This is a genomic window from Escherichia sp. XD33 (assembly GCF_019375075.1).
Lineage (GTDB): Bacteria > Pseudomonadota > Gammaproteobacteria > Enterobacterales > Enterobacteriaceae > Enterobacter > Enterobacter flexneri_A.
This window is the reverse complement of record NZ_JAENDM010000014.1, coordinates 51,229-78,222: the sequence shown is the minus strand read 5'-3', so window position 1 is coordinate 78,222 and position 26,994 is coordinate 51,229. Positions and strand designations below refer to the sequence as shown.

Annotated in this window: 28 protein-coding genes; 5 read left to right on the top strand and 23 right to left on the bottom strand. The window is 54.7% G+C overall.

Annotated elements, in window-relative coordinates; genetic code table 11:
• Nucleotides 1–7: 7 nt before the first annotated feature.
• Nucleotides 8–865: an HTH-type transcriptional regulator MurR gene (gene murR / locus K0778_RS10775; RefSeq protein WP_000966478.1), complete on the bottom strand. Its 858-nt coding sequence runs from the start codon at nucleotides 863–865 to the stop codon at nucleotides 8–10.
• Between the two features lie 163 nt (nucleotides 866–1,028).
• On the opposite strand from murR, the gene murQ reads away from it, so the two are divergent.
• From murQ to pbp4b, 3 genes are read left to right on the top strand one after another with little or no spacing between them, the layout of a single operon-like run.
• Complete coding sequence (gene murQ / locus K0778_RS10770) at nucleotides 1,029–1,925, top strand: N-acetylmuramic acid 6-phosphate etherase (protein WP_001175611.1); 897 nt, start codon at nucleotides 1,029–1,031, stop codon at nucleotides 1,923–1,925.
• Nucleotides 1,926–1,928: 3 nt separating this feature from the next.
• On the top strand, nucleotides 1,929–3,353 hold the full coding sequence (gene murP, locus K0778_RS10765) for a PTS N-acetylmuramic acid transporter subunit IIBC (protein WP_001040483.1): 1,425 nt from the start codon (nucleotides 1,929–1,931) through the stop codon (nucleotides 3,351–3,353).
• Between the two features lie 4 nt (nucleotides 3,354–3,357).
• Nucleotides 3,358–4,662 carry a penicillin binding protein PBP4B gene (gene pbp4b, locus K0778_RS10760; RefSeq protein ID WP_063084694.1) on the top strand — a complete coding sequence of 435 codons (1,305 nt, stop codon included), beginning with the start codon at nucleotides 3,358–3,360 and terminating at the stop codon, nucleotides 4,660–4,662.
• Nucleotides 4,663–4,901: 239 nt separating this feature from the next.
• Here the strand turns inward: pbp4b and yfeX are convergent, their stop codons facing one another.
• From yfeX to K0778_RS10740, 4 genes are all read right to left on the bottom strand, one after another.
• Nucleotides 4,902–5,801: a porphyrinogen peroxidase gene (yfeX, locus tag K0778_RS10755; RefSeq protein WP_063084695.1), complete on the bottom strand. Its 900-nt coding sequence runs from the start codon at nucleotides 5,799–5,801 to the stop codon at nucleotides 4,902–4,904.
• A gap of 95 nt (nucleotides 5,802–5,896) precedes the next feature.
• Complete coding sequence (locus K0778_RS10750) at nucleotides 5,897–6,472, bottom strand: RpoE-regulated lipoprotein (protein ID WP_000838944.1); 576 nt, start codon at nucleotides 6,470–6,472, stop codon at nucleotides 5,897–5,899.
• Nucleotides 6,473–6,532: 60 nt separating this feature from the next.
• On the bottom strand, nucleotides 6,533–6,982 hold the full coding sequence (locus tag K0778_RS10745; RefSeq protein ID WP_000842944.1) for a DUF2919 domain-containing protein: 450 nt from the start codon (nucleotides 6,980–6,982) through the stop codon (nucleotides 6,533–6,535).
• Nucleotides 6,969–7,394: a GNAT family acetyltransferase gene (locus K0778_RS10740; protein ID WP_000405996.1), complete on the bottom strand. Its 426-nt coding sequence runs from the start codon at nucleotides 7,392–7,394 to the stop codon at nucleotides 6,969–6,971. Before K0778_RS10740 ends, K0778_RS10745 begins: the two co-directional genes overlap by 14 nt.
• A 213-nt stretch (nucleotides 7,395–7,607) precedes the next feature.
• Here K0778_RS10740 and amiA point away from each other — a divergent pair, with 213 nt between their 5' ends.
• Together amiA and hemF are read left to right on the top strand one after the other, a co-directional pair.
• On the top strand, nucleotides 7,608–8,477 hold the full coding sequence (gene amiA / locus K0778_RS10735) for an N-acetylmuramoyl-L-alanine amidase AmiA (protein ID WP_000102886.1): 870 nt from the start codon (nucleotides 7,608–7,610) through the stop codon (nucleotides 8,475–8,477).
• 3 nt (nucleotides 8,478–8,480) lie between these two features.
• Nucleotides 8,481–9,380, top strand: a complete 900-nt coding sequence (hemF, locus tag K0778_RS10730) for an oxygen-dependent coproporphyrinogen oxidase (RefSeq protein WP_000801365.1) — start codon at nucleotides 8,481–8,483, stop codon at nucleotides 9,378–9,380.
• 5 nt (nucleotides 9,381–9,385) lie between these two features.
• Here hemF and eutR read toward each other — a convergent pair whose 3' ends face one another.
• The 18 genes from eutR to maeB form a co-directional block, all read right to left on the bottom strand.
• Nucleotides 9,386–10,438, bottom strand: a complete 1,053-nt coding sequence (gene eutR, locus K0778_RS10725; RefSeq protein WP_000753690.1) for an HTH-type transcriptional regulator EutR — start codon at nucleotides 10,436–10,438, stop codon at nucleotides 9,386–9,388.
• A 45-nt stretch (nucleotides 10,439–10,483) separates the two neighbouring features.
• Nucleotides 10,484–10,984 carry an ethanolamine utilization microcompartment protein EutK gene (eutK, locus tag K0778_RS10720; protein WP_000606257.1) on the bottom strand — a complete coding sequence of 167 codons (501 nt, stop codon included), beginning with the start codon at nucleotides 10,982–10,984 and terminating at the stop codon, nucleotides 10,484–10,486.
• A 12-nt stretch (nucleotides 10,985–10,996) separates the two neighbouring features.
• Nucleotides 10,997–11,656 carry an ethanolamine utilization microcompartment protein EutL gene (gene eutL, locus K0778_RS10715; protein ID WP_001111033.1) on the bottom strand — a complete coding sequence of 220 codons (660 nt, stop codon included), beginning with the start codon at nucleotides 11,654–11,656 and terminating at the stop codon, nucleotides 10,997–10,999.
• A 9-nt stretch (nucleotides 11,657–11,665) separates the two neighbouring features.
• Entirely contained in the window at nucleotides 11,666–12,553 is an 888-nt protein-coding gene (gene eutC, locus K0778_RS10710; protein WP_000372364.1) for an ethanolamine ammonia-lyase subunit beta, read from the bottom strand.
• A gap of 20 nt (nucleotides 12,554–12,573) precedes the next feature.
• On the bottom strand, nucleotides 12,574–13,935 hold the full coding sequence (gene eutB, locus K0778_RS10705) for an ethanolamine ammonia-lyase subunit alpha (RefSeq protein ID WP_000769961.1): 1,362 nt from the start codon (nucleotides 13,933–13,935) through the stop codon (nucleotides 12,574–12,576).
• A gap of 11 nt (nucleotides 13,936–13,946) precedes the next feature.
• The gene (gene eutA, locus K0778_RS10700; RefSeq protein ID WP_001097452.1) at nucleotides 13,947–15,350 is read right to left on the bottom strand and encodes an ethanolamine ammonia-lyase reactivating factor EutA; all 1,404 of its coding nucleotides are present in this window, start codon (nucleotides 15,348–15,350) and stop codon (nucleotides 13,947–13,949) included.
• Nucleotides 15,347–16,573 (bottom strand): ethanolamine utilization protein EutH, encoded by a 1,227-nt coding sequence (gene eutH, locus K0778_RS10695; protein WP_000512372.1) that lies wholly within the window; start codon nucleotides 16,571–16,573, stop codon nucleotides 15,347–15,349. Before eutH ends, eutA begins: the two co-directional genes overlap by 4 nt.
• A gap of 216 nt (nucleotides 16,574–16,789) precedes the next feature.
• A complete protein-coding gene (gene eutG, locus K0778_RS10690) occupies nucleotides 16,790–17,977 on the bottom strand; it encodes an ethanolamine utilization ethanol dehydrogenase EutG (RefSeq protein ID WP_001326575.1) in 1,188 nt (395 codons plus the stop codon).
• Nucleotides 17,967–18,803 (bottom strand): ethanolamine utilization protein EutJ, encoded by an 837-nt coding sequence (gene eutJ / locus K0778_RS10685; protein ID WP_000929729.1) that lies wholly within the window; start codon nucleotides 18,801–18,803, stop codon nucleotides 17,967–17,969. The genes eutG and eutJ overlap by 11 nt, the downstream gene beginning before the upstream one ends.
• 10 nt (nucleotides 18,804–18,813) lie before the next feature.
• Nucleotides 18,814–20,217 carry an aldehyde dehydrogenase family protein gene (locus K0778_RS10680; protein WP_064186620.1) on the bottom strand — a complete coding sequence of 468 codons (1,404 nt, stop codon included), beginning with the start codon at nucleotides 20,215–20,217 and terminating at the stop codon, nucleotides 18,814–18,816.
• Nucleotides 20,218–20,228: 11 nt separating this feature from the next.
• On the bottom strand, nucleotides 20,229–20,516 hold the full coding sequence (gene eutN, locus K0778_RS10675) for an ethanolamine utilization microcompartment protein EutN (RefSeq protein WP_000762196.1): 288 nt from the start codon (nucleotides 20,514–20,516) through the stop codon (nucleotides 20,229–20,231).
• Between the two features lie 106 nt (nucleotides 20,517–20,622).
• The gene (gene eutM, locus K0778_RS10670) at nucleotides 20,623–20,916 is read right to left on the bottom strand and encodes an ethanolamine utilization microcompartment protein EutM (RefSeq protein ID WP_000387713.1); all 294 of its coding nucleotides are present in this window, start codon (nucleotides 20,914–20,916) and stop codon (nucleotides 20,623–20,625) included.
• 38 nt (nucleotides 20,917–20,954) lie between these two features.
• Nucleotides 20,955–21,971: a phosphate acetyltransferase gene (gene pta / locus K0778_RS10665; RefSeq protein WP_000582977.1), complete on the bottom strand. Its 1,017-nt coding sequence runs from the start codon at nucleotides 21,969–21,971 to the stop codon at nucleotides 20,955–20,957.
• On the bottom strand, nucleotides 21,968–22,771 hold the full coding sequence (gene eutT, locus K0778_RS10660; RefSeq protein ID WP_000651298.1) for an ethanolamine utilization cob(I)yrinic acid a,c-diamide adenosyltransferase EutT: 804 nt from the start codon (nucleotides 22,769–22,771) through the stop codon (nucleotides 21,968–21,970). The genes pta and eutT overlap by 4 nt, the downstream gene beginning before the upstream one ends.
• Nucleotides 22,768–23,469 (bottom strand): ethanolamine utilization acetate kinase EutQ, encoded by a 702-nt coding sequence (eutQ, locus tag K0778_RS10655; protein WP_000733906.1) that lies wholly within the window; start codon nucleotides 23,467–23,469, stop codon nucleotides 22,768–22,770. The genes eutT and eutQ overlap by 4 nt, the downstream gene beginning before the upstream one ends.
• Nucleotides 23,444–23,923 (bottom strand): ethanolamine utilization acetate kinase EutP, encoded by a 480-nt coding sequence (eutP, locus tag K0778_RS10650; RefSeq protein ID WP_000820762.1) that lies wholly within the window; start codon nucleotides 23,921–23,923, stop codon nucleotides 23,444–23,446. Before eutP ends, eutQ begins: the two co-directional genes overlap by 26 nt.
• A gap of 12 nt (nucleotides 23,924–23,935) precedes the next feature.
• On the bottom strand, nucleotides 23,936–24,271 hold the full coding sequence (eutS, locus tag K0778_RS10645; RefSeq protein ID WP_000356956.1) for an ethanolamine utilization microcompartment protein EutS: 336 nt from the start codon (nucleotides 24,269–24,271) through the stop codon (nucleotides 23,936–23,938).
• Between the two features lie 292 nt (nucleotides 24,272–24,563).
• Nucleotides 24,564–26,843: an NADP-dependent oxaloacetate-decarboxylating malate dehydrogenase gene (gene maeB, locus K0778_RS10640; protein ID WP_000342644.1), complete on the bottom strand. Its 2,280-nt coding sequence runs from the start codon at nucleotides 26,841–26,843 to the stop codon at nucleotides 24,564–24,566.
• Nucleotides 26,844–26,994 lie beyond the last annotated feature (151 nt).

Sequence of the window (26,994 nt, the reverse complement as noted above, 5' to 3'; positions counted from 1 at the left end):
TTATGCATCATTTCAGGCGTTGTGTTAGCTCACTGCTGCGCTGAATCATTTTCAATGACTCGACATCATTAAGTTGCACAAGGCCAACAAACAGTAAATCGGTAACAGAATTTTGCGCCGTGCGGGTAGACATCGACGAGCTACGCCATTCGGTTTCACCGGAAACGGTATCGAGCGTGAAATGCGCCAGCCGCCGCAGCGGAGAGTCAGCCAGAGAAGTAATGGCAATCACCGTTGCCCCCTGCTTTCGTGCCGCTTCTGCGCACAAGACAATCTCTTTTTTACTGCCGCTGTAAGAGATAGCGATTTGTACATCGCCTTTTTTCAACGCCTGGGAAACGGTGGCTTGTACGTGCGTGTCGGCTTCGCAGGCCACGCGATAGCCAATTTTCATCAGTTTGAACGACAGATCGCGCCCCACCAGCGCCGATCCGCCCAGGCCCGTTATCTGAATAAATTGCGCTTTACTGATGACATCAATGATTTTTTGCAGCCGCGCGTAGTCGAACAACGCACAGGTTTGCTCCAGCGCCAGCTCTTTTTCGCGATTCAATTTGCGGGCAATCACTTCCAGCGAATCATCACTGGTAATCGAACTGTGCAGGTGCAGCGCCGTGGCATTCGTTTTCTCCCGGCTGGCACTGTATTCGCCTATTAACGCCATACGCAATTCAGTAAATCCTTGTGCGCCGAGCTTCTGGGCAAACTTCACAATACTCGACTGGCTGATGCCGAGCTGTTTCGCCATCTGCCGTGAAGAGACGGATTTCAGCTCGCTCACTCTGGCCCGCAGAAAGTCAGCGATTTTTTGCTCGTTTTCGGTGAATTCACTCCCGGCATTGCTTATTTTCGTCAGATACAACATCTTCCACTCTCCTGGGCTGGCAGCAAAAATGCCACTTGAGCTCTTATGACGCTCTTCACACTCTGCAAGTGTAGACTCAATGATTCCTTTAACTCTGTCAATTCGGGATATATGATTCCATACATCTGCAATTATTTGATCGTAAATAGTAAGGTCACCACCGATGCAACTTGAAAAGATGATTACCGAAGGCTCGAACGCCGCCTCGGCTGAAATTGACCGCGTATCAACGCTGGAAATGTGCCGGATTATCAACGATGAAGATAAAACCGTACCGCTTGCCGTTGAGCGCGTACTGCCGGATATCGCCGCGGCGATCGATGTTATCCACGCCCAGGTAAGCGGCGGCGGTCGTCTGATTTATCTCGGTGCGGGAACATCCGGTCGTCTGGGGATTCTGGATGCCAGCGAATGTCCGCCCACCTACGGCGTGAAACCGGGTTTGGTGGTTGGTTTGATTGCTGGCGGCGAATATGCCATTCAGCACGCGGTGGAAGGCGCTGAAGATAGCCGGGAAGGCGGTGTTAATGATCTGAAAAACATCGGCTTAACCGCGCAGGATGTGGTGGTTGGCATTGCGGCCAGTGGTCGCACGCCGTATGTAATTGCCGGACTGGAATACGCACGCCAGCTCGGCTGCCGCACAGTGGGAATTTCCTGTAATCCGGGGAGCGCCGTTTCAACCACCGCAGAGTTTGCCATTACACCGATTGTAGGTGCCGAAGTGGTTACCGGTTCTTCGCGGATGAAAGCGGGTACGGCGCAGAAACTGGTGCTCAATATGCTCTCCACCGGGCTGATGATTAAATCCGGCAAAGTGTTCGGCAACCTGATGGTCGATGTGGTCGCCACCAACGAAAAACTGCATGTGCGCCAGGTCAATATCGTTAAAAACGCCACCGGATGTAATGCCGAACAAGCGGAAGCGGCGTTAATTGCCTGCGAGCGCAACTGTAAAACGGCCATTGTGATGGTGCTGAAAAATCTCGATGCCGCAGAAGCTAAAAAACGCCTGGATCAACACGGCGGCTTTATTCGTCAGGTTTTAGACAAGGAATAACCCATGGCCAAAGAGATCAGCAGTGAACTTCTGAACACCATTCTTACCCGTGTCGGCGGACCGGGAAATATCGCCAGTTGTGGTAACTGTATGACGCGCCTGCGTCTGGGTGTACATGACAGTTCACTGGTTGATCCCAATATCAAAACGCTGGAAGGCGTGAAGGGCGTCATTTTGACCAGCGACCAGGTGCAGGTGGTTTTTGGGCCTGGCAAAGCGCATCGTGCCGCAAAAGCGATGAGCGAGCTGCTGGGAGAAGCACCGGTACAGGATGCCGCAGAAATCGCCGCCCAGAACAAACGTCAGTTAAAAGCCAAACAAACCTCCGGCGTGCAACAATTTCTCGCCAAATTCGCCACCATCTTCACGCCGCTGATCCCCGGTTTTATTGCCGCCGGTCTGCTGCTGGGGATAGCGACGTTAATTGCCACGGTGATGCACGTTCCGGCAGATGCTCAGGGAACACTACCCGATGCGCTGAATTTTATGAAGGTGTTCAGCAAAGGTTTGTTCACTTTCCTGGTGATTCTGGTGGGCTATAACGCCGCCCAGGCATTTGGCGGCACGGGCGTAAATGGCGCAATTATCGCCGCGCTCTTTTTGCTCGGTTATAACCCCGCAGCGACCACCGGTTACTACGCCGGTTTTCACGATTTCTTTGGTCTGCCCATCGATCCGCGCGGCAATATTATCGGCGTGCTGATTGCCGCGTGGGCCTGCGCCCGCATTGAAGGCATGGTGCGCCGCTTTATGCCGGACGATCTCGACATGCTGCTGACCTCGTTAATCACCCTGCTGATCACCGCTACGCTTGCGTACCTGATCATTATGCCGCTGGGTGGCTGGTTATTCGAAGGTATGTCATGGCTGTTTATGCACCTGAACAGTAATCCGTTCGGTTGTGCGGTTTTAGCCGGGCTGTTCCTGATCGCCGTGGTATTTGGCGTGCATCAGGGCTTTATTCCTGTTTACCTCGCGTTAATGGACAGCCAGGGATTCAACAGCTTATTTCCCATCCTTTCAATGGCAGGCGCGGGCCAGGTGGGCGCGGCGCTGGCACTCTACTGGCGGGCGCAACCGCACAGTGCGCTACGCAGTCAGGTACGCGGGGCGATTATTCCCGGCCTGCTGGGCGTTGGTGAACCGCTGATTTACGGTGTCACCCTGCCCCGCATGAAGCCGTTTGTTACCGCCTGTTTAGGCGGCGCGGCGGGCGGTTTGTTTATCGGCCTGATAGCCTGGTGGGGTCTGCCGATGGGCTTAAACAGCGCCTTTGGGCCGTCTGGTCTGGTAGCGCTGCCGCTGATGACTTCCGCACAAGGCATCCTTCCGGCCATGGCGGTTTATGCTGGCGGGATTCTGGTGGCATGGGTTTGCGGGTTTATTTTCACCACGCTCTTTGGCTGCCGTAACGTCAATCTGGACTGATATCATGAAACGGACAATGCTCTATCTTTCTCTGCTGGCTGTTAGTTGTAGCGTCAGCGCCGCAAAATACCCTGTTCTGACAGAAAGCTCGCCAGAGAAAGCAGGGTTTAACGTCGAACGGCTTAACCAGATGGATCGCTGGATTAGCCAGCAAGTTGATGTCGGTTATCCCAGCGTAAACCTGCTGATCATTAAAGATAATCAGATTGTGTATCGCAAAGCCTGGGGAGCGGCGAAAAAGTACGATGGCAGCGTGTTGATGGAACAGCCTGTCAAAGCCACCACCGGGACGCTGTATGACCTGGCCTCAAACACCAAAATGTACGCCACGAACTTCGCCCTGCAAAAGCTGATGAGCGAAGGCAAACTGCATCCTGACGATCGGATTGCGAAATATATTCCGGGGTTTGCCGATAGTCCAAATGACACCATTAAAGGCAAAAACACCCTGCGGATTTCTGACCTGCTGCATCACAGCGGCGGTTTCCCGGCAGATCCGCAATACCCGAATAAAGCGGTCGCGGGCGCGTTATATTCCCAGGATAAAGGCCAGACGCTGGAGATGATCAAGCGCACGCCGCTGGAATATCAGCCCGGCAGCAAACATATCTACAGCGATGTCGATTATATGCTGCTTGGATTTATCGTCGAGTCGGTTACCGGTCAGCCGCTTGACCGCTATGTTGAAGAGTCGATTTATCGCCCGCTCGGCCTGACACATACGGTATTTAACCCGCTGCTGAAAGGCTTTAAACCGCAACAAATTGCCGCCACGGAATTGAACGGCAATACCCGCGATGGCGTGATCCATTTCCCGAATATCCGCACCTCCACTCTCTGGGGTCAGGTGCACGATGAAAAAGCCTTTTATTCGATGGGCGGCGTTTCCGGGCACGCAGGTTTGTTTTCCAATACCGGCGATATTGCGGTGTTAATGCAAACGATGCTGAACGGCGGGGGCTATGGTTATGTGCAGCTGTTCAATGCGGAAACGGTGAAGATGTTCACCACCAGCTCTAAGGAAGATGCCACTTTTGGCCTCGGCTGGCGCGTGAATGGTAATGCCACCATGACGCCGACGTTTGGCACGCTGGCAAGCCCGCAAACCTACGGTCACACTGGCTGGACCGGAACGGTGACCGTTATCGATCCGGTGAATCATATGACGATTGTGATGTTAAGCAACAAGCCACATTCGCCGGTTGCCGATCCGCAAAAGAATCCCAATATGTTCGAAAGCGGTCAGTTGCCGATTGCAACTTATGGTTGGGTAGTTGATCAGGTGTATGCGGCGTTAAAGCAGAAGTAATAAAAAGGCCAGTCAGTAATGTTACTGGCTGGTCTGAGAGTGCTGACAAACGCAAAACTGCCTGATGCGCTACGCTTATCAGGCCTACGTGGAGCCCACAATATATTGAATTAGCACGATTTCGTAGGCCGGATAAGGCGTTCACGCCGCATCCGGCGTGTACAACGCGCACTTGGTCAACAATCTGAGGCCAGTCAGTAATGTTACTGCCTGGCCTTTAATCAATGAATCAGAAACGCTTACAGCGCCATCAACTTGTCCAGCGACGGTGCGAAATAATAGCCGCCGGTTACCGGTTTGGTGAAACGCAACATCGCATCACGCTTACCATCGGTATCGCCAAACATGCTCAGCAGTTGCTGCTCAATGTTATGCAGACGCGCGCAGTAGGCGCAGAAGTACAGACCGTGAGTGCCACTGGCAGTGCCGTACGGCAGGCTCTGGCGAACAATCTTCAGCCCTTTGCCATCTTCTTTCAGATCAACGCGGGTGAGGTGAGAGGTTTCCGGACGTTCGTCGCCGTCAATCTCTTCGTTGGCCTCTTTGGTGCGCCCGATCATCATCTCCTGATCGTGAACGCTCATCCGGCTGAGCTGCTTCAGGTTGTGCTCCCAACGCTGCACAAACACATAGCTGCCGCCGGCATCCACGCCGTCTTTGATAACCGCCACTTCGCGGCGCGTCTCTTCACCCGCCGGGTTTTCAGTACCGTCAACGAAGCCGCTCAGGTCACGCTCTTCAACCCAACGGAAGCCGTGGATCTCTTCTTTCACTTCAATGCAGTCACCAAAGGCTTCCATCGCCGCCTGGGCGACAGAGAAGTTTACGTCGTGACGCAGAGAAAGAATGTGGATCAACACATCGAACTGGGTCGTCGGCGCAAGGCCTTTACCGTAGCCCGGAAAATCTTTCAGCTCTTCTGCCCCAACGCCGCCGCTCAGAGCGCGCCAGGTGTTGTTACCAAAGGCAACCACCGCACCAAGATGCGCGTCCGGGAATTTCGCTTCAAAAGTTGCCAGTTTGTCGGCAAATGTTTTACTGGCCGCACGCAGGGCGTCAACTTCCCCTTTCACGTTGGCTTCGATCCAAATCGCCGCGCGGCAATGTTCTGGCAAAATGCCACTCTGAACCTGAGACATTGTTCCTCCTGAAAATAATAATGCCACGCAATCCGTGGCATTGTTGAGCGCTATTTTACGTGTTTTTTCGCGGCGGCGGTTTGTTCAGACGCAAATTAACGTCGCCAGATAATTTTACTGACTTTCCAGTTTTTCAGGGTATCGTCCGAAGGCATTAACCCTTCAGGACCACGCCATTCCCCGCTGAACTGGTAGCTAATATGTTGACTGCCTTCGGCTTTACATTCGACGGCACGATTATCATCACCATCAGCTTTTTGGCAATTGCCAAATGCTTTGCTGTAAAGGTCGCTAAACGGTGTACCGATTTTAACACCGGTGTCAGCAGGAATATCGCTATCCAGCACGTCAATGCGACTGATCGTGCCTTGATCGCCGTTAATCACCATCGCCACGTTGTCGCCCTTCATCACTTCAAAAAAGCGCACCACGTTGCCGTTCGCGGTTTTCATTCCGCTGCGCAGGCGATAATCGCCATCAAGCGCATCGGCAATGGCTTGTTCTTGCAGTGGTGTGGACGCCGTTAATTCACCCACGCCCTGCTCGCTCACTTTGGTGGACGATCCAAACCAGTTCCACGGGTTAGCGGCAGACCAGTTAACTGACGACATCGTGGAACAGCCGGTCAGCATCAATGGCATAGCGCATAACATTAAACGCAGCGATTTCATGTCACTTCCTTTGGTTATTCAATAACGTTGCTTGGAGTGCAAATTCACCAAAAAGTGCCGTTATTCTTTTACTTCATTAAAACAAGCGCGTAAACGTCGATTGGTCAGCAGCCAGATTAACGCCACAATATCCGCCACTACCAGCGCCAGACCGATACCGCTAACGGATTCACCGTTCAGCCACAGCCACGGTTGCCAGCAAAGTAAAACCACCTGCGCCAACAGCAACAGAAAATAGAGTACACGCCAGGTGCGAGGAAACGTAGCCCGCCGACCGCTCAACAAAAACGCCAGCACCGCCGGAATGCCAGGAATCAACCCCAGCCAGAAATTATCGTGATCGGGATAAAACAGATTTAGCAGCGCAGTACCCTGCTCGCGCGACGCACCGGCAATGACAAACAGCACCCAGGTTCGCGCCTGAAGCAATAGCACAAGCCAGAAGAGCAAGGGTAAACGCAGGCGACCGTGCGCATCATAATGGACAGGATGAAACTCAGTACTCTTCATCTTCAATCAAACGCTTACCCAGACTCAGCACGTCGGCGTGTTCATATCCCAGGCGTTCATACATTCCGAGCACCATGTCGTTATCTTCCGGCACATTGATCTGAATTTTCGGGCAGCCACGAGCAATCAGCTTTTTCTCCAGCCGATTAAGCAACGCATTGGCAATCCCACGCCCACGAAACTCTGGATGCACGCCAAGATAATAAGCAGACCCGCGATGCCCGTCATAACCGCCCATCACCGTTCCGACCACGTCACCGTTTACCTCAGCGACCAAAAACAAACTGACGTCATGGTTCATCTTACGCTCGATGTCCATTTCCGGATCGTTCCACGGACGCAGCAAGTCGCAACGCTCCCAAAGGGTGATGACCTCTTCGAAATCTTCCTGGCGAAATACGCGTATCTCCATGGTATTCGTTACCTTTTTGCGGGTTAAAAGGCTGATTATGGCGTGAACGGTCGAATTAGCCAATATCTGACGAAAATCGGTTGAAAAAGTGGCATAATGGGGAGTTGTCAACTATTGAAATGAAAAGTAAAACAATTCTCAACAGCAAACCGTCGTAACGGATTACGCGATACGATATAACATCTGGAACTTTATTATTACAACTCAGGCCGTATGAGCACTTTTAAACCACTAAAAACACTCACTTCGCGCCGCCAGGTGCTGAAAGCCGGTTTGGCTGCCCTGACGTTGTCAGGAATGTCGCAAGCCATCGCCAAAGACGAACTTTTAAAAACCAGCAACGGACACAGCAAGCCGAAAGCCAAAAAATCTGGCGGCAAACGTGTCGTTGTTCTCGATCCAGGTCACGGCGGAATTGATACCGGAGCGATCGGACGCAACGGTTCGAAAGAAAAACATGTGGTGCTGGCGATTGCTAAAAACGTCCGTTCCATTTTGCGTAATCATGGGATTGATGCGCGTTTAACGCGTTCTGGCGATACGTTTATCCCACTTTACGATCGCGTTGAAATCGCCCATAAACATGGCGCAGATCTGTTTATGTCAATTCATGCCGATGGCTTTACCAACCCGAAAGCTGCCGGTGCTTCGGTATTTGCCCTCTCTAACCGTGGGGCAAGTAGCGCAATGGCGAAATACCTGTCTGAACGCGAAAACCGCGCCGATGAAGTTGCCGGTAAAAAGGCGACTGACAAGGATCACCTATTGCAACAAGTGCTGTTTGATCTGGTGCAAACAGATACCATTAAAAATAGTCTGACGCTCGGCTCGCATATTCTGAAGAAGATTAAGCCGGTGCATAAACTGCACAGCCGCAACACCGAACAAGCGGCATTTGTGGTGTTGAAATCACCGTCGGTTCCTTCGGTGCTGGTGGAAACCTCGTTTATCACCAACCCGGAAGAAGAACGGCTGTTAGGCACGGCGGCGTTTCGTCAGAAAATCGCCACAGCGATTGCTGAAGGCGTGATCAGTTATTTCCACTGGTTCGACAACCAGAAAGCACATTCGAAAAAGCGATAAGTTATGAAACCCGACGCACACCAGGTTAAACAGTTTCTGCTCAACCTTCAGGATACGATTTGTCAGCAGCTGACCGCCGTCGATGGCGCAGAATTTGTCGAAGATAGTTGGCAGCGCGAAGCTGGCGGCGGCGGGCGTAGTCGGGTGTTGCGTAATGGTGGTGTTTTCGAACAGGCAGGCGTCAACTTTTCGCATGTCCACGGTGAGGCGATGCCTGCTTCCGCCACCGCTCATCGCCCGGAACTTGCCGGGCGCAGTTTCGAGGCGATGGGCGTTTCACTGGTAGTGCATCCGCATAACCCGTATGTTCCCACCAGCCACGCGAATGTGCGGTTTTTTATTGCCGAAAAACCGGGTGCCGATCCCGTCTGGTGGTTTGGCGGTGGCTTCGACTTAACCCCATTCTATGGTTTTGAAGAAGATGCTATTCACTGGCATCGCACCGCCCGTGACCTGTGCCTGCCATTTGGCGAAGACGTTTATCCCCGTTACAAAAAGTGGTGCGACGAATACTTCTACCTCAAACATCGCAACGAACAGCGCGGTATTGGCGGGCTGTTCTTTGATGACCTGAACACGCCAGATTTCGACCGCTGTTTTGCCTTTATGCAGGCGGTAGGCAAAGGCTACACCGACGCTTATTTACCAATTGTCGAGCGACGGAAAGCGATGGCCTACGGCGAGCGCGAGCGCAATTTCCAGTTATATCGTCGCGGTCGTTATGTCGAGTTCAATCTGGTCTGGGATCGCGGCACGCTGTTTGGCCTGCAAACTGGCGGGCGCACCGAGTCTATCCTGATGTCAATGCCGCCACTGGTACGCTGGGAATATGATTATCAGCCAAAAGATGGCAGCCCAGAAGCGGCGTTAAGTGAGTTTATTAAGGTCAGGGATTGGGTGTAACTCCCTCACCCCCACTCCCGCATCCGCTGATGCAGCGTCAGTGACGGCTTCTCGGAAAACAGCTGCTGGTAATCCGTGGCAAATTGCCCCAGATGCCAGAATCCCCACTGCATGGCGGCGTCTTTTACCGTCATACTTTGCGACCACGGACTTATCAGTTCGCGGCGTACGGCGTTCAGGCGAATGCGTTTCAGCCACGCGTTCGGGCCAATGCCTAAAATAGCGTGAAACGCGTTTTGTAGCGTGCGGCGGCTGACATGCAGTTGATTACACAAATCCAGCACCGTCACCGGTTCGGACATGTTTTCCAGCACATATTCACGGGCGCGGGAAAGCAATCGACGGTAACTCTGATGACTGATGCTTTCCGCCGTCACCATTGGTTGCGCTTCTTCCAGCATGGCCCCCATCGCCATTAGCAAATTATCCCCCAGCACTTTTCGCACTGCAGGCTGATGGAGATTTTCCGGATTCTCGCAAAACGTCGCCAGCGCCTGTTGGACAAAGCCCCACAGCGCGGCTTTATGCTGCTCTTTCACTTCCAGCGCCGACTGGTTACGCAACATATGTAATACCCGATCCGGGTTATGCAAAAAGTTAGCCTGCCGGGTGATGACATCTTCAGAAAGCACCACGCCCAGGATCGTGTAATCATCCGGCGTGCTCAGTTCAAATTCAGTGCCACCAGGGCGGGTGGCGATTTCCGCGCTTCCCAGACATTGCGAACCGATAAATCCCTGCTCACCGCGCGTCGCCGGAATGCCAAACCAGAACGAGTTCGGCCAGACCAGGCACGACTGACGCAGCGCCAGACCGGTGTATTCACGAAAAACCTGAATATCATCGAGTAGAATTTCCGTAAATTCACCATGAAACTTGCCCGGATGCAGCTGATCGTAAATCTGCTGCCAGGCGGTAATCGTTAAAGCATGTTCATAGACATCCGTTGTCTGTCGTTGATGAACATTATCCACTTCGACCTTCGGCGTGAGCTTCAGGTTTTCGGGTAAGGGTTCATGATAAAGATGGTGCAAATTGGCTGTACGGGTCTTTTTCATGATGTTAATGCCGGGTGTTGTAGGACACCCGGCACCTCCGACAGGTTAATGGGGCTTGAGACGATAACGACTACTGCGTTTACGTAACGTCCCGGCAGAAAAGAGCTGTTCGAGCGCATTTCTGGCTTTTTCCAGCGGCCAGCCAAAGTGGGCAGCCACTTCTCCTGCCGTCATTCCCTGACGTACTGATGTTAACAGCGCCAACAACTCGTCAGCAGATTCCGCGACGATAACTGGCGCGTCGGGTTCCCTTACGGGTTGCTTCGGCTGGCGGTTAAAGCCAGTAACCAGCCACTGGGTGTCATCGTCTGGCCGACCGATCTCCTTGCGGCTGATGACACGCCCGGTACGCATCGCGGCAGCACAACCTGCGTCCAGCGCCGCACGACACGCCGCCAGATCGCCTTCCACCACCAGCGTTAAGCGACCAGGGTCAAGCACTTCGTGACTGAGCAGACGAACGTTAGCTGCTTTGAGCATGGCATCCGCTGCATCTATCGCGGCGACCATGCCGTCCACTTCCAGCAATCCCAGTGCATTGATCATCGGCAACCTCCGTTACGCACGCTGGATTGGATTACGCGCGATTTCCAGCACTGCATCGGTAAAGGCGTTACAGGCTGCTTTACACGCTGCCTGGCTACCGGTTAAAAATGCTGCCGAGTAGTTGGTTTCAGACGGTGGCGGGACATAGGTCGCCAGCTGTACGTCGGCAGACTTCAGGGCTGCATCAATGCCATAGGTCGCTTCCAGCGGCGGTGCCACCAGATACGCCATCGGATCGCCAAGCGTGATCCCGGCGGTTGATGAGAGATAAGAACCGGTACGCGAAACTACATGTGCCAGGAATGCCGTATCTTGCGCGTCATTAGCCCACTGGAAAGCTGCGCCATTTTCAATATGCGCAATCATCGCATCCAGACCTGCACGCACTTCCGCCGGGTTTGGCCCACCAAGCATAATCAGCACTTCACCGGCAGTCGGTGACGGGCCGTGTGCCGCTCCCGCATACAGCGAGCGACCATATACCACTTCGACCATCGCTTGTTTGGTCGCTTCGTCAGCCGCAATGTAGGTGACGTCGTCAGAATCGGCAGAAATCAGCCCGAGGCTACGAATATGCGGCGGCAATTTTAGTTCACGCGCAAATTCAGCGTTAACGGAGGCAATCACCCGCATGGCGGTTACCGACGGTCGAATCAAATCTAAAGCTGGCATGATGCCTCCTTATCGGGTCATGTTGATGCCGGATGCTTTCTGCTCCAGCATACGTTTCGCCAAATCCACAATGACGGCTGCGGCTTCAACCGGCGGCGTGCCGCCCTGGTGAATGTTAGAGATACAGGTGCGATCGGCCTCAACGGTGGTCGCCATACGCGGCGAGTAAACGGCGTAGCAGGAGAGGCTTTCTGACTGCCCTAACCCCGGACGTTCCCCCACCAGCAGGATCACCACTTTCGCGCCGAGGATCTCACCGATCTGATCTTCAATCTTCACGCGACCATAACGAACAAAGAATGGCGTGCCGACTTTCAGCCCGGCCTGTTTCAGGCCCGCCATCAGCGGCGGCAGGATCTCTTCGTAGTTGACGGTGATGGCATCAGTTGACAGGCCATCAGAAATAACGACCTGTACGTCCGGATTAGCAACACACTGTGCTTTCAGCGCTTCAACAGCTTCTGCACACAGGCGGCGGCCCATATCCGGGCGAGTCAGGTAGAGATTTTTGTCGCTAATTTCAGAGCGTACTTCCAGCAAGCCCTGCGCTTTCACCCACTCTTCCGGCACTTCTTTCAGTACGGTATCTTTCGAACGAGAGTGATCGGCCAGGAAACGCAGCAGCGCCTGGGTACGTGGACGCGGACCGGCACGACCGGTACAAACGCGGGCCACGGTGCTGCGGCGCAGTTCTGTTAATACGTCTGCGCGATGCGGGTTTTCAACACCAATCCACGCTTTTGCTTCAGCGGAACCTAAATCCAGCGCACAGCTTTCCGAGGTCACCGGTGCCGCACAGTTGGTGGTGGCGCACTTTGCTTCTGACGGCGCGGGGGCCGTTTGTCCCATTGACGCCATCACGCTGCGTACAATTTCTTCAATCTGTTTTTGATCCATGATGTGTTATCTCCGCGTCATCAGAAGAACAGTGACGGATCGCCCGCCCGTTTGGTCAGGCGACCGTTTGCCATAATGCCCATGCTTTCCAGCCAGCGTTCAAACTCCGGTGACGGACGCAGGTTGAGTAACTGACGCACAGTGGCGGTATCGTGGAATGCGGTGGTCTGGTAGTTGAGCATGATGTCATCACCCAGCGGCATCCCCATGATGTAGTTGCAGCCTGCGGTGGCGAGCAGGATCATCAGGTTTTCGTTGAGGTTCTGGTCAGCGTCAGCGTGGTTGGTGTAGCAGCAGTCACAGCCCATAGAGATGCCGCTCAGCTTGCCCATAAAGTGATCTTCTAAGCCAGCACGGATAATCTGGCGGTCGTTGTAGAGATACTCCGGCCCAATAAAGCCGACCACGGTGTTGACGATAAACGGATCGTAATGACGCGCCAGCCCATAGTTACGTGCTTCCATCGTCACCTGGTCAGCGCCGAAGTTAGCGCCAGCGGATAGCGCAGAGCCTTGTCCGGTTTCGAAGTAGAGGCAGTTTTCCCCGGCGATACGATTGAACTCTGCGCCCACTGCGCGCGCTTCGTCGAGCATCGCCAGTTCCACGCCAAACTCTTTCAGCCCTTTTTCGCTGCCACAGATACTCTGGAAAATCAGTCCGCCAGGCGCGCCGCGACGAATCGCTTCGATCTGGGTGGTGACGTGCGCCAGTACGCAGCCCTGAGTTGGGATGTTGAATTTGTCGATCACGCCATAAATGGTATCCAGCACGCGGCTTAAGTTTTCCACGTCGTCAGTTACCGGGTTAACGCCGATCACCGCATCGCCCACCCCAAAGGAAAGCCCTTCATAGATTTGCGCAGCGATACTTTGCACGTCGTCACGGGTATCGTTCGGCTGCAAACGGGCGCTAAAGGTGCCCGGAATACCGATGGTGGTATTGGCCTTTTTGATTACCGGCATTTTCTTCGCGCCGTAGATCAGGTCCGCGTTGGAGCAAATCTTCGCTACCGCCGCGACCACTTCCGAGGTCAGCCCTTTGCGGGTAAAGGCAATGTCGTCCACGCTGGTTTCATCGCTCAGCACATACTCACGCAGTTCGCTGATGCTCCAGTTTTTAATCTGGTTGTAGGCCGTTTCGTTAACGTCGTCCTGAATCAGCCGCGTCACGCAGTCATCTTCATAGGCAATCACCGGATTATTGCGGATGTCCGCTACGGTCATTTCCGACAACACCTGCTTTGCCGCCACGCGCTCCTGTGAACTTGCCGCTGCAACGCCTGCCAGCACATCCCCCGAACGCAGTTCGTTGGCTTTAGCCAGCACCTCTTTTACATCCTTAAACTGATATACATTGCCGAACAATGTGGTCTTTAGTTTCATAAGTCGTTCCCTCAGGAAGGAAATGCGAGTGATTTCACCGTCACCGGCACAACCGATCCGCCAAAAAGAGGCGTACCAATGTCGATATAGTCCCCCGCGCGGACAATCACTTCGTCAATGACTGCCAACGGGAGTTGTTGTAGCTGTGGGCGCAACAACATGCCCAGAGCTTTACCAAAGTCCTGCCCGGCCACCACCAGCAGGGGATGCGGATTCGGAAAACGCGCGACGAAATCGACCAGCGCGTTGATGACCGTCAGTACCGCGGCGTAACGCACAGGCAGCGAGGCGGGAAGCGCCAGCACGTACGCGTCAGTTTTGGGATCAAGATCCAGCTGAAGCAGCGCCTGTTGCCAGGCACTCACCAGATCCGTTTCATCAATCGGGATCGCCACCGGCAAATTGCGCAGCGGCAGTTGTACGCCCTCCAGCCAGATTGTGCTGCCAGAGAGCGAAAGGGTATGTGCACCCGCGCCAATCACCGTGGCGCGTACGGTTTGCGCCGGAAACTGCACATTCATCTCACGCAGGCGCGGATGGTCATGCAGCGCCGTTGCCAGAAGTGGGCCAATATCGGCAAAACAGAACGGGTCGGCGGGCTGGTGGCGATAACATTCGCCCACGCCTCCAGAAAGCGTAATGATTTCGGGCGTAACACCTGCGGGCAGCAAACCGGTTTGCATCAATGCCTGCGCGAGCGGCGAAAGCGTTCCGTCAATCACTTCGACAATCAGCGCCGCCATCCGCCGGGTAACCTGCACCAGCTGCGCGCCGGTCAGCGAACGGGCGTCAGTGCCTGCACCGAAGCACTCATCCACAATCATCTGCCCCGGTTTATGAGCGTAAACCACGCGCCCCTGGCTGTCGGTTTCCAGCAGGCGACCACCGACGTTGAGACAGGCAGTGCCGCTGATTTTTCCGGCATCGAACAGGGCGTAGTTCGCGGTGCCACCGCCGATGTCGATATTCAGTACCCGACACAGCCGTTGTTCAGAAAGGGTTTGCGCCCCGGCTCCGTGACCGGCGATCACGGATTCGAGGTGCGGCCCGGCGCTGGCGACGACAAAATCGCCCAGCGACTGAGAGAGCGCCATCACCGCCGGGCGAGCATTGCGGGTTTTCGCGCTTTCACCGGTGATGATGATGGCACCAGAATCAACGCTTTCCGGCGCAATGCCCGCAGCCTGATATTGCTCTAAAATCAGCGATTTCAGTTCCGCTTCTTTTAAACCACCCTGTTTATCGACAGGGGTAAAGAACACCGGGCTTTGCCAGCTAATTTCGCGTTTGATGAATTCGTAGCGCGGCACCTGCGACACCGCCGCACGGTTAACCAGCTCCAGGTGGGAGAAAATCACCTGGGTGGTGGTGGTGCCGATATCGATACCGACGCTCAATAGCTGGCGAGTGTTCACGATTGTGCCTCCGCTTCGGTTTTAGTCGCGGTCGCGTCTTCTTTTGGCACCAGCATCATCGCCACGCCAATCGCCGTTACGCCGCCGATCAACTTGCCGACAATCATCGGGAAGATCATGGCGTTCATGTTGGCAGCGGCGAAGCCTAAGTGGTCGCCCAGGGCGAAAGCAGCGGAAACGGCGAAGGCGCAGTTGATGACTTTGCCGCGGGTATCCATCTGCTTCATCATGCCGAACATCGGGATGTTGTTGGCAAGCGTTGCCACCATGCCGGCTGCCGCGATGTTGTTCATATTCAGTACTTTACCGACGCTCATCAGCGGTTTTTCAAACCAGCGAGTCAGCAGCAGCACCATCGGATACGCCCCTAACAGAACGCAGGAGATAGAACCGATAACTTCAATGGCGCGCATCACCTCACCGGGTTTATCGCCAGGGGCCATAAAGATAGGATCCAGACCGGGGATCAGTTCCCAGCCAAGCAGGAATTTCACTACCGCAGCGGCAAGACCGAGGGTGATCAATGCAACGAGGAATTTGGCGAAGATCTGGAAGCCGTTGATCATTTTTTCCGGGATGAATTTCAGCCCCAGCGCCACCAGAATCGCAACAATGATCACCGGGATCATGTTCATCAGGATCAGGGCGAAAGTGAATTCCACCGGCTGGCCGTTGATCTGCACACCGGAGTACATAGCAACCAGACCACCAGCGATACAACCAATCGGAATGGTCACAATGCCCGCCAGCACGCCGAGCGCCAGATAACGACGGTCAGAAGGTTCGATAATGCCGAGCGCCACCGGAATGGAAAACACAATCGTTGGCCCCATCATCGACCCGAGAATTAACCCAGAGTATAGCCACGCGGCTACGTCGCCGCCCGCCAGCTCTTTGGCGAGGAAGAAGCCGCCCATATCGCACGCCAGCAGTGTTCCGGCGAACATCGATGGGTTAGCGCCGAGCATTTCGTAAACCGGAATAATTACCGGCCCGAGAACGTGAGCCAGTACCGGTGCCAGCGCGGTCATACCGACCATCGCCAGGCCCAGTGCGCCCATTGCCATAAAGCCTTCTTCGAACTGACCGCCTGATCCTTCGATACTTTTACCGAACTTACCGAGGAAACGAGCAGAACCGCCGAACTGCGACAGGATCCTGTCTACGGCAGCTATCAGCATAAAGAACATCATGATGTACATGATGATTTCGTTAATTCCCATCGCCTTTACTCCCTGTTAGTTGTTATTTATTGGCGGATGCGGCGTAAACGCCTTATCCGCCCTACATGTGCAATCCCGTAGGCTGGATAAGACGCGGCAAGCGTCGCATCCGGCAATTGCACCGCGCCACTGGCGGATGCGGCGTGAACGCCTTATCCGCCCTACATGTGCAATCCCGTAGGCTGGATAAGATGCGGCAAGCGTCGCATCCGGCATTTATTGCGCCGCTGCGTACAGGCCGACAATCTGCTCCAGGCTGGCGGTACGCGGGTTACTGCGCAGACAAATATCTTCCAGCGCGGCCTGCGCCCATGCGCCGTAATGCGCAGATGTCGCACCAACATCGCCCAGTCGTTTACCAATCCCAACTTCCGCAATCAGCTCACTTACCGCGTTAATAGCGTCACGATCGTCGGATTTTTTAGTACGCAGTGCCCGACCAATCTGACTAAAGCGTTCGCGACAAACCATCCGGTTAAATTCCATCACCGTTGGCAGCAACATGGCGTTCGCCAGACCGTGTGGAATATGCAGCGCCGCGCCCGGCTGATGCGCCATCGCGTGGCACAACCCAAGACCCGCACTGGAAAACGCCATTCCCGCCATACATGAAGCCAGCAACATGCTCTCGCGCGCGGCAAGGTCGTGACCGTAGCCCACCGCTTTCGGCAGCGATTTGCCAATCATCGCAATGGCACCAATCGCCAGACTGTCGGTAAACGGTGTAGCGTTCAGGGCGCTGTATGCTTCAATGGCATGGGTTAACGCATCAATGCCGGTCATCGCCGTGACATGCGACGGCACACCTTCGGTCAATGCGGCGTCGAGGATCGCCACATCCGGCATCAGCGAGGCATGGGCTAACACCTGCTTGCGCCCGCTCACCGCGTCGATAATCACCGTTACATTGGTGGTTTCAGAGCCGGTTCCGGCGGTAGTTGGAATGGCAATCAGCGGCAAGCGCGGTTGCAGAACGCTGGTTTCTGACATCTCTGCCAGCGTGCTATCCGGGTTCGTCACCAGCAACGTCACGGCTTTCGCCGCATCCAGCACCGAGCCGCCGCCAAACGCGATCACCCCATCACAGCCTGACTCACGCAACTGCGCCACGGCTGCACACACGTCGGTAATGCACGGTTCGCCCACCGGACATGGCCAGAGCGTCATGGCGATACCTTTAACGGTCAGGCTACGCGTCAGCCCGGCGGTCATCCCTGCCTGATGCAAAAAGCTGTCTGCCATCACGAACAGATGTTTCAGCCCACGCGTTTGCGCTTGCTGTCCGCAACTGCTCACCGAGCCCGGACCGCAAAGCGTCACCGGTGGAACGCTAAATGTTTTTACCCGTTGCAGATTCAGGGTATCGAACGCCTGAAAGAGCGCGGTCTGCAATTCATTTTGCATATAGCCCCTCCGCTTTCTCTCGCCCACTACTGGCGATCGCCAGCGGGGTCATAAACAAACTGTGCTGCGGTAAATGCACCTGTAACGCCGGGAATTGTTTGCGAAACAGTTCCGCCACGCCCGGTTGCATACAAGAGCCGCCCGCCAGCCATAAATCAGTAATGCCCTGCCCTTCAATATGCCGGGCGACAATGTCCGCCATTTTTTCGTACACCGGTTTCACCGCAGGCCAAATCTCTTCACCGTGACCGCGCTTGTACTGCTCCGCCTCTTCCAGCGAAATACGGCGATTTCCGGCGAGAGTCAGAGAGATGTGATGTCCGCCGGTGGCTTCATCCGCCGAGTACGTCACCTTGCCCTTTTTCACGATGGCAATGCCGGTAGTGCCGCCGCCGATATCCACTACACCGGCGTTGTCCAGTTGCAGCAGATCCGCAACTGCGGTTGGCTCATCCAGCACATGGCTCACTTCCAGTCCGGCAGATTCCAGCACGTTGATGGAAATACGCGGGTCCGTACCTGGAGGAAATGAAGTCGCCGCATGGCTAAAACGACGACCGAATTGCTGCTCGAGCGTGTCGAGATGGCGACGAACAATGGTGACAGCGCCGAAGAAATCCCAGACGATGCCGTCGCGAACCACATCGGCCCAGTCGAGGCATACCGCCACTGGCTGACCGTCGCGGTCGACAACCATCGACACCACATCGCAGGTGCCCAGATCCACCCCCAGCCACAGCGGAGATTCCGTCGCGGCGGGCGTCTGGTTACACAGCGTTGCCGCCGTTTGCAGACGTGGGGTGAGCCATTGTTCGTCGTGCGCCATCTGTTACTCCTTAAACAATGCGAAACGCATCGACTAATACACAGCGACGCAGACGGACAAACGTACGCGCGCTGGTTACCCCTTCACCGGTTGGCGTGGTGATGGTCATGGTGGTCCAGCCTTCCCCGCCCAGCCCCAGCCCGGCAATGCACGGTCCGTTCTTAACGAAAATGCTGGTATCAATAGCATTCGCCATCTGGTTCATGTTTTCGATGTTGCGCGAGTGCATTGCCGCCGTGTGGTGGCAACCGCCTTCCAGTTTCACCGCTAGCGCAATGGCATCCGCCACGTTGGCGACGCGCACGACGGGCAACACCGGCATCATCAGTTCAGTCACGGCAAACGGATGTTCTGCGGTGGTTTCCACAAACAGCAGGCGCGTTTCTTGCGGAACTTTAAGGCCGATTGCCGCCGCGATTTTGCCTGCGTCGCGACCAACCCAGTCACGGCTGACGGTGCCTTTTCCGCGCTCGTCGATATTTTTCAGCAACACCGGTTGCAGCTGCTGCGCCTGTTCTGCGGTCAGTTTCACCGCGTGCTGGCCTTCCATCAGACGCATCAGTTCATCGGCTACGCTATCAACAACAATCAGTACCTTTTCGTCGGCACAAATGATGTTGTTATCGAAAGAAGCGCCTTTGACGATGGACTGAGCGGCACGGGCGAGGTCGGCGGTTTCATCCACCACTACCGGCGGGTTGCCAGCGCCTGCGGCAATCAGACGTTTATTGGTGTGTTTACGCGCCGCTTCTACTACCGCTTCGCCGCCGGTTACCACCAGCAGGCCGATACCCGGAAACTTGAACAAGCGTTGCGCGGTTTCGATATCCGGATTTGCCACAGTAACCAGTAAGTTTTCCGGCCCACCTGCGGCAACAATCGCCTGGTTGAGCAGCGTAATCGCCCGCCGGGAGACTTTTTTCGCCGCCGGATGCGGGGCAAAAATGACGCTGTTGCCCGCGGCAATCAGGCTGATGGCGTTGTTAATTACGGTTGCCGCCGGGTTAGTGGAAGGCGTCACCGAAGCCACCACGCCCCAGGGTGCGTTTTCAATTAGGGTCAGGCCGTTGTCGCCAGTCAGCACTTGCGGAGAGAGGCACTCAACGCCTGGTGTGCCGCGCGCCTGAGCGACGTTTTTTGCAAATTTATCTTCAACGCGCCCCATGCCGGTTTCACTGACGGCAAGTTCCGCTAAATCTCTGGCGTGTTTTTCGCCTGCTTCACGAATGGCAGCAATGGCTAACTGGCGCATTGCCACGCTTTTTAACCCTTGCTGGGCGACTTTGGCTGCCGCAACGGCGTCATCCAGGGACGCGAAAACGCCCATCTCATGAACGGCGGCGGACGGCGTGTCACTGCTTTGCATTTTCAGCAGTACCGCTTTCACCACCTGTTCAATATCCTGTTGATTCATGATGTTCTGCCTTATTTGTGGAAAATTACCTGACCGCCAGACACCACCTCATCGACAATGCCAATCACGCACAGATCGACCGGTGACGTTTCGCTTTTATGCGCCTGGCGGGCGGAACTGCCACTCACCAGTAACACCCACTCCCCGGTTCCCGCGCCAATATTGTCGATGGCGACGGCGCATTGCCCGTCAGGATTACCTTGTGGATCAATCATTTCCACCATCAGCAATTTGTCATGCGCCAGTCCGTGATGGCGTACGGTACAAACAATTTGTCCAGTGACGACTGCCAGTTTCATACCCGCCTCCGTGGCGTATTTCAGGTAAAAGCTCCCCCTACCCTCCGCAGAAGGTAAAATGAAAAAGGAGAGAGCGTGACGCCCGAATCGACGTCACACAGGGTGATTACAGGTTGCTGCTATCGCCTTTCAGGCCGATCGGGAAGACTTCTTCCAGGTCGCCGTGCGGACGCGGGATAACGTGTACAGATACCAGCTCGCCGATACGCTGTGCCGCTGCGGCACCTGCATCGGTCGCGGCTTTACAGGCTGCAACATCACCACGAACCATGGCAGTACACAGGCCGCCGCCAATCTGCTTAACACCAACCAGCTTGACGCGCGCAGCTTTCACCATCGCGTCAGAAGCCTCAATCAGTGCAACCAGGCCCCGGGTTTCGATCATTCCTAATGCTTCCATTGTGCTTTCCTCTTTATCAGGGTCCAGAACGGGACCGTTCATTCAACCAGTGTTTGTAAACTGCTTTCGCGGTTCACTTCTGTCTGACGCGGCACAGCTGCCACCAGCGCCAGCTCGATAATTTCCTGCACGCTACAACCACGAGAGAGATCGTGCATCGGCGCGGCAAGTCCTTGTATCAGTGGCCCGACGGCACGATATCCGCCGAGTCGTTGTGCGATTTTGTAACCAATATTTCCGGCTTCCAGCGACGGAAAAACCATCACATTGGCCTTGCCCTGTAGCGGGCTGGCAGGCGCTTTTTGCGCCGCCACTTCCGGCACGAAGGCGGCGTCAAACTGTAACTCGCCATCCACCACCAGCTTTGGTGCGCGCTCACGGACGATTTCTGTCGCCTGCTGGACGTTAGCAACACAGGGGTGACGGGCGCTACCATTGCTGGAAAACGACAGCATCGCCACGCGCGGCTCTTCTCCGGTGATGGCGCGCCAGGTTTCGGCACTGGCAAGCGCGATATCCGCCAGCTGCGCCGCCGTCGGCTGTGGCACCACGCTGCAATCGGCAAAGCCCAACGCCGGGCCGCTGTACTGTGGCAACATCAGGAAAATGGAAGAGAGCGTTTTACAGCCTGGCTGCAAGCCGATAATGCGTAATCCGGCACGCAGCACATTTGCCGTGGAAGAGAGGTTGCCCGCGATACAGACATCCGCTTTACCGGCGCTGACCATTGCTGCGGCGAACATCAGAGGGTCGGTAAGTTTTTCCAGCGCATCCGGCGGCGTTTTTTCGCCCGCGCGGGCCAGCCAGCGATGAGCAAATTCTTCCCGCATTGCGAGGTTGCCATGCGGATCAATCACCTGTAGCCCGTCCATCGCCACGCCGTGACTGAGCGCAAACTGACGAAGTTCAAACGGATTGGCGACCAGAATGGGCGTTGCCAGACCTTGTTGATGTAAATATTGCGCGGCTTTCAGCACACGTTGGTCTAACGCATCCGGAAAAACCACTCTGGCGGGCGCTCGCAACGCCAGTTCACGACAACGTTCAATAATCATTGCGTTTCCCCCAGTCGTTGTTGGATCTGCTTCACCGTTAGCGGCTGCTTCGTTACGCTCAGGATCATCATCACGTAGACCGTGCTCGAAAGGCGGTTCAGCGCCTGCAAAATGTCCGGGCGTAATACTTCAAAGCTGCGGGTGATAAAGACCTGCGCCGCTACGGTTTCGGTTTCCCGCACTTTGGTGCGTAGCAGATTGAGCAACGCAGCATCGCGCCCGTGGCTGGCTTCCGGCACCAGATGATCGTGGTCGAGATAGCGCAGCGGCTGATGAGAAAGCCGATGCAGATCTTCGTCAGAAAGCCCGACAATCGCCTGGCAGCCCAGCGGTTCCCCCAGCGCATCGGCGCGCATAATGTTGCCAAGACGCGAACGGATATCCGCCAGCCACGGCTGCCACGGTTCCGCCAGTTCAATTTGCAGCCACACTGCCAGCGCAATGGTGCTGTCGAGAACCGCGCGAAAACCCAGACGCGGATCGCTTTTGGCGACCATTTTTTCCGCCGACAGGTGAGTCAGCGTATCCGGCTTTTTTGCCACCGGCTGGCGACACAGTTCGCAGCACGCCTGCGGATGTTCATCGCTACTGGTCAGCCCATGAACGGGCTGCGGCTGCTGCTGTTCATCGTCAACAAACAGGCGGCCCTGCTCGTCAATAAACTTGATGCGCAGATGGCGGCTTTCCAGCAACTCCCGGGCAGAGGGCGTCAGGCGACTGTCCGCAGGGAGATGGATCTCTGCGCCTTCGCTGAGCGTATGGTTCGCTCTTAGCCATGCTTCGGTGATGAAATCTTTCATAGGGATTGCCAGTTAGCCGGCCAGGCGACATACAGGAATTTCACGCTGGATGTCGTACCAAATTCGATGCTGGAGCCTTTCGGGATAAACATCACGTCGCCTGCTTTGGCGATCATGGTTTGGCCTTCGTGGCGAACATGCAGCTCCCCTTCCAGCACCATGTCGATTTCGTCGTAGTTCAGGGTCCACGGGAAGAATGCGTTCTCCCACTGCATAAAACCGGCGGCCATGCTGCTGCCGTCGTCTCCGGTCACAAGATCAGTCAAGCCCACGCAATGCGGCTCTGCGCCGTCGAAACGACCAAACTTGACGCTACTGCCATCAATCACTTTGATGCCGCCTTTGCCGGTCACCGATTTGAAGCTCGGCTGCATTGCGCCCTGCTCCAGCGACTGTTTTTCCTTCATCACTTTTTCCATCAGCTGTGCGACCAGGCTTTCGGTAAACTGGCCTTCCGGCAGCTGGGCAATGATGGTTTCGCGGATGCGCTGGCTTTCGGTTTTGTCGGCTGGCACGCTGGCGGGCACGGACGCCGTTACCGGGATCGATTCATCACATTCGGTGATGGTAAAACCCAGTAGATCCGCCACTTCACGGGCTTCCGGGGTAATAATGCTGGCGCGCAGAACCACGGACATTGCCTGTTCGCCGCGCGCGTGTGCTTCACGAATATCATTCGCTGTGATGAGTTTTTTCACCTGCTTCCTCCTGTTTGGTGAGAGATGCCAGATAATCCACCAGTTGCTGCACGCTTTGCGGGTCGTGGCTGTTTAGCTCGAAAATCGGCTCTTCGAAACCCGTCTCAAGCAATAACTTTCGCGTTGCGGCGACGTCAGCATCTGGCATGTCCGTTTTACTGATGACGGCGATTTGCCGTTTGCTGACGCCAATATCCAGCAACCCGGCAGGCAACCGACTTTCCGGGTCATTTGCGCCATGGACATAGATCAGCATGTCTACATCCTGTAGCGTGGTAATTAAGGCGTGATACCAGCGGGGATGGTTAAAATATTCACCCGGCGTATCAATATCGCCCTTATCATTAAATTCCACGGCCTGTGTTTTTCTGGCGAGGGTATAATTCCCCTGCAACGCATTAAATAACGTTGTTTTTCCTGCCCCGACGCTACCCACAAACGCAATTCGTTTCATGAATGCCTCGTATTAACTTTTGGTCATTTCACAAAGCGTATAATTTAATAAGCGACCTAAACCGCTGACGGTTTGTGATAACGCTTCTTCTACTGCGCCCACCGAGCCATAAATCACCAATGCACCGCTGAATCGGTCGAGAAAACCGATATGCACATCAGCGGCTTTCAGCGCTAAATCACCGGCGATCATCGCCGTTTCGCCGGGAGTTAGCGTCATAATGCCAATTGCGCCCGCATCCGGAACGCCGATTTTCTTCGCCAGTTCCTCACCGGGATGCGCGATGAGATGCGCCAGTGTGACCTGTTTGCCGGGCACAAATTCCTGAATGATGCGTTCTTTATCCATGAGTCGCCGCCTGTGAAAAACTTTCGTATATCGTGACAATTTTTCGTCAGAGTAAATAACAAAATTCGGCAAGCGCGTTTAAAAGGTGAGGTAGATCACTAAGAATGGAGAGATATTCGCTGTGGTGCATAAACTTTCATATGCAACGCATGAATATAAATAAAATAATATCGAGATATTATATAGACTGCTTTTTTTTATTATTCGCAAACTCAGTAATAAACTTTACTAATATATTGCAGCTAAACTGCTTACCCTGAATATTCAGGGTAAGCGTGAGAGTTAAAAAAAATTACAGCGGTTGGGTTTGCGCTTCTACCACGGCCAGCGCCACCATGTTGACGATACGACGCACCGATGCGATCGGCGTTAACACGTGAACCGGTTTCGCCACACCCATCAGCACCGGGCCGACAGTCACACCTTCCGAGCTGGAAACACGCAGTAAGTTGTAACTAATGCGGGCAGCTTCCATGTTCGGCATCACCAGAATATTGGCGGAACCTTTCAAAGAGCTGTCCGGCATACGGTCGTTGCGAATCGCTTCCACCAGCGCTGCATCGCCGTGCATTTCACCATCAATCATCAGTTCTGGTGCACGTTCCCTGACCAGTTCCAGCGCCTGACGCATTTTGCTCGACGACGGGCAGTCAGAAGAACCAAAGTTGGAGTGCGACAACAAAGCAACGCGCGGCTCAATACCAAAACGACGGACAGTTTCTGCCGCCATCAAGGTGATCTCCGCCAGCTCTTCTGCATCCGGTTCATCATTAACATATGTATCGGCAATAAAGGTGTTACCACTCGGCAGCAGCAGCGCGTTCATGGCACCTGCGGTGTGAACGCCATCGCGATAACCAAAGACATTTTTCACCACGCTAAAATGTTCATGATAATCACCCACCGTACCGCAAATCATTGCATCGGCTTCCCCACGCTGAACCATGATCGCGCCGATCACTGTCGGGTTACTGATCAGCGCCCGCTGCGCCTGTTCCTGAGTGACGCCGCGACGCTTCATGATCTGGAAGTATTCGGTCCAGTACTCTTTAAAGCGCGGATCGGATTCGTTATTGACGATCTCAAAATCAACGCCCGCTTTGATCTGCAAGCCCAGTTTCTGAATGCGCATTTCGATCACGTTCGGACGACCGATAAGGATCGGTTTCGCCAGTCCCAGCGTTACCAGTTCCTGAGTGGCATGCAGAACGCGCGCCTCTTCCCCTTCCGGCAGAACAACGCGCTTCGGCGCTTTGCGAGCCTGGGAGAAAATCGGCTTCATAAACAGGTTGGTTTTGTAAACGAACTCAGTCAGCTTGTCGATGTAGACGTCGAAATCAGCAATCGGACGAGTCGCCACGCCCGACTCCATCGCGGCTTTAGCGACCGCAGGAGCGATCTTAACGATCAAGCGCGGATCAAACGGTTTTGGAATGATGTATTCCGGACCAAAGCTCAGATCCTGATCGCCATACGCTGAAGCCACCACTTCGCTCTGTTCCGCATGGGCGAGTTCTGCAATCGCACGTACCGCCGCCAGTTTCATCTCTTCGTTGATGGCGGTTGCGCCAACGTCCAGCGCGCCACGGAAGATGAACGGGAAGCACAGGACGTTGTTCACCTGGTTCGGATAGTCAGAACGACCGGTGCAAATGATGGCATCCGGACGCACTTCTTTCGCCAGCGGCGGCAGAATTTCCGGTTCCGGGTTCGCCAGCGCCAGGATCATTGGCGCACGAGCCATTTTCTTCACCATTTCCTGGGTCAGCACTTTCGGGCCGGAACAGCCCAGGAAAATATCCGCGCCTTCAATCACATCATCGAGGGTACGTTTGCCGTCATCCACCACCGCATATGCGGCTTTGGTTTCCGCCATGTTTGGCTCACGGCCCTGATAGATAACGCCTTTTGAATCGCAAACCACGATGTTATGTTTTTGCAGACCCAGCGCTACCAGCAGGTTCATACAGGCGATTGCTGCGGCACCCGCGCCGGAAACCACCATCCGCACGTCGGAGATGTTTTTCTCCACCACGCGCAAGCCGTTGAGGATGGCGGCAGTGCTGATAATTGCCGTGCCGTGCTGATCGTCGTGGAATACCGGAATATTCATCCGCTCGCGCAGTTTCTGTTCAATATAGAAACATTCTGGCGCTTTAATGTCTTCGAGGTTGATGCCGCCGAAGGTTGGTTCGAGCGCGGCGACAACTTCAATAAATTTGTCCGGGTCGAGTTCGTCAACTTCAATGTCAAATACATCAATCCCGGCGAATTTCTTAAACAGAACGCCCTTGCCTTCCATCACCGGTTTGCCTGCCAGCGCGCCAATGTTGCCTAACCCCAGCACCGCCGTACCGTTAGAGATCACCGCCACTAGGTTACCGCGGGCGGTATATTTGTAGGCTTTTAACGGGTCTTTTTCGATTTCAAGACAAGGTGCGGCAACGCCTGGTGAGTAGGCCAGCGCCAGATCGCGCTGTGTTGCCAGAGGCTTGGTTGGAGAAACCTGGATTTTCCCTGGAACTGGAAATTCATGGAAATCAAGTGCACTTTGTTTTAACTGGTCATCCATTTGGTTGTTCCTTTCACGTAACGTTCACAAATAAAGTGTGTGGGCAACAGCCCCTGCCCACAACGTGGCGCACATTATTACCCTGCCGGAGTCTACAGACTTTGAGCAAGTCCAAACTCTCACCATTAATATAATGTTTTGGTAATAATCC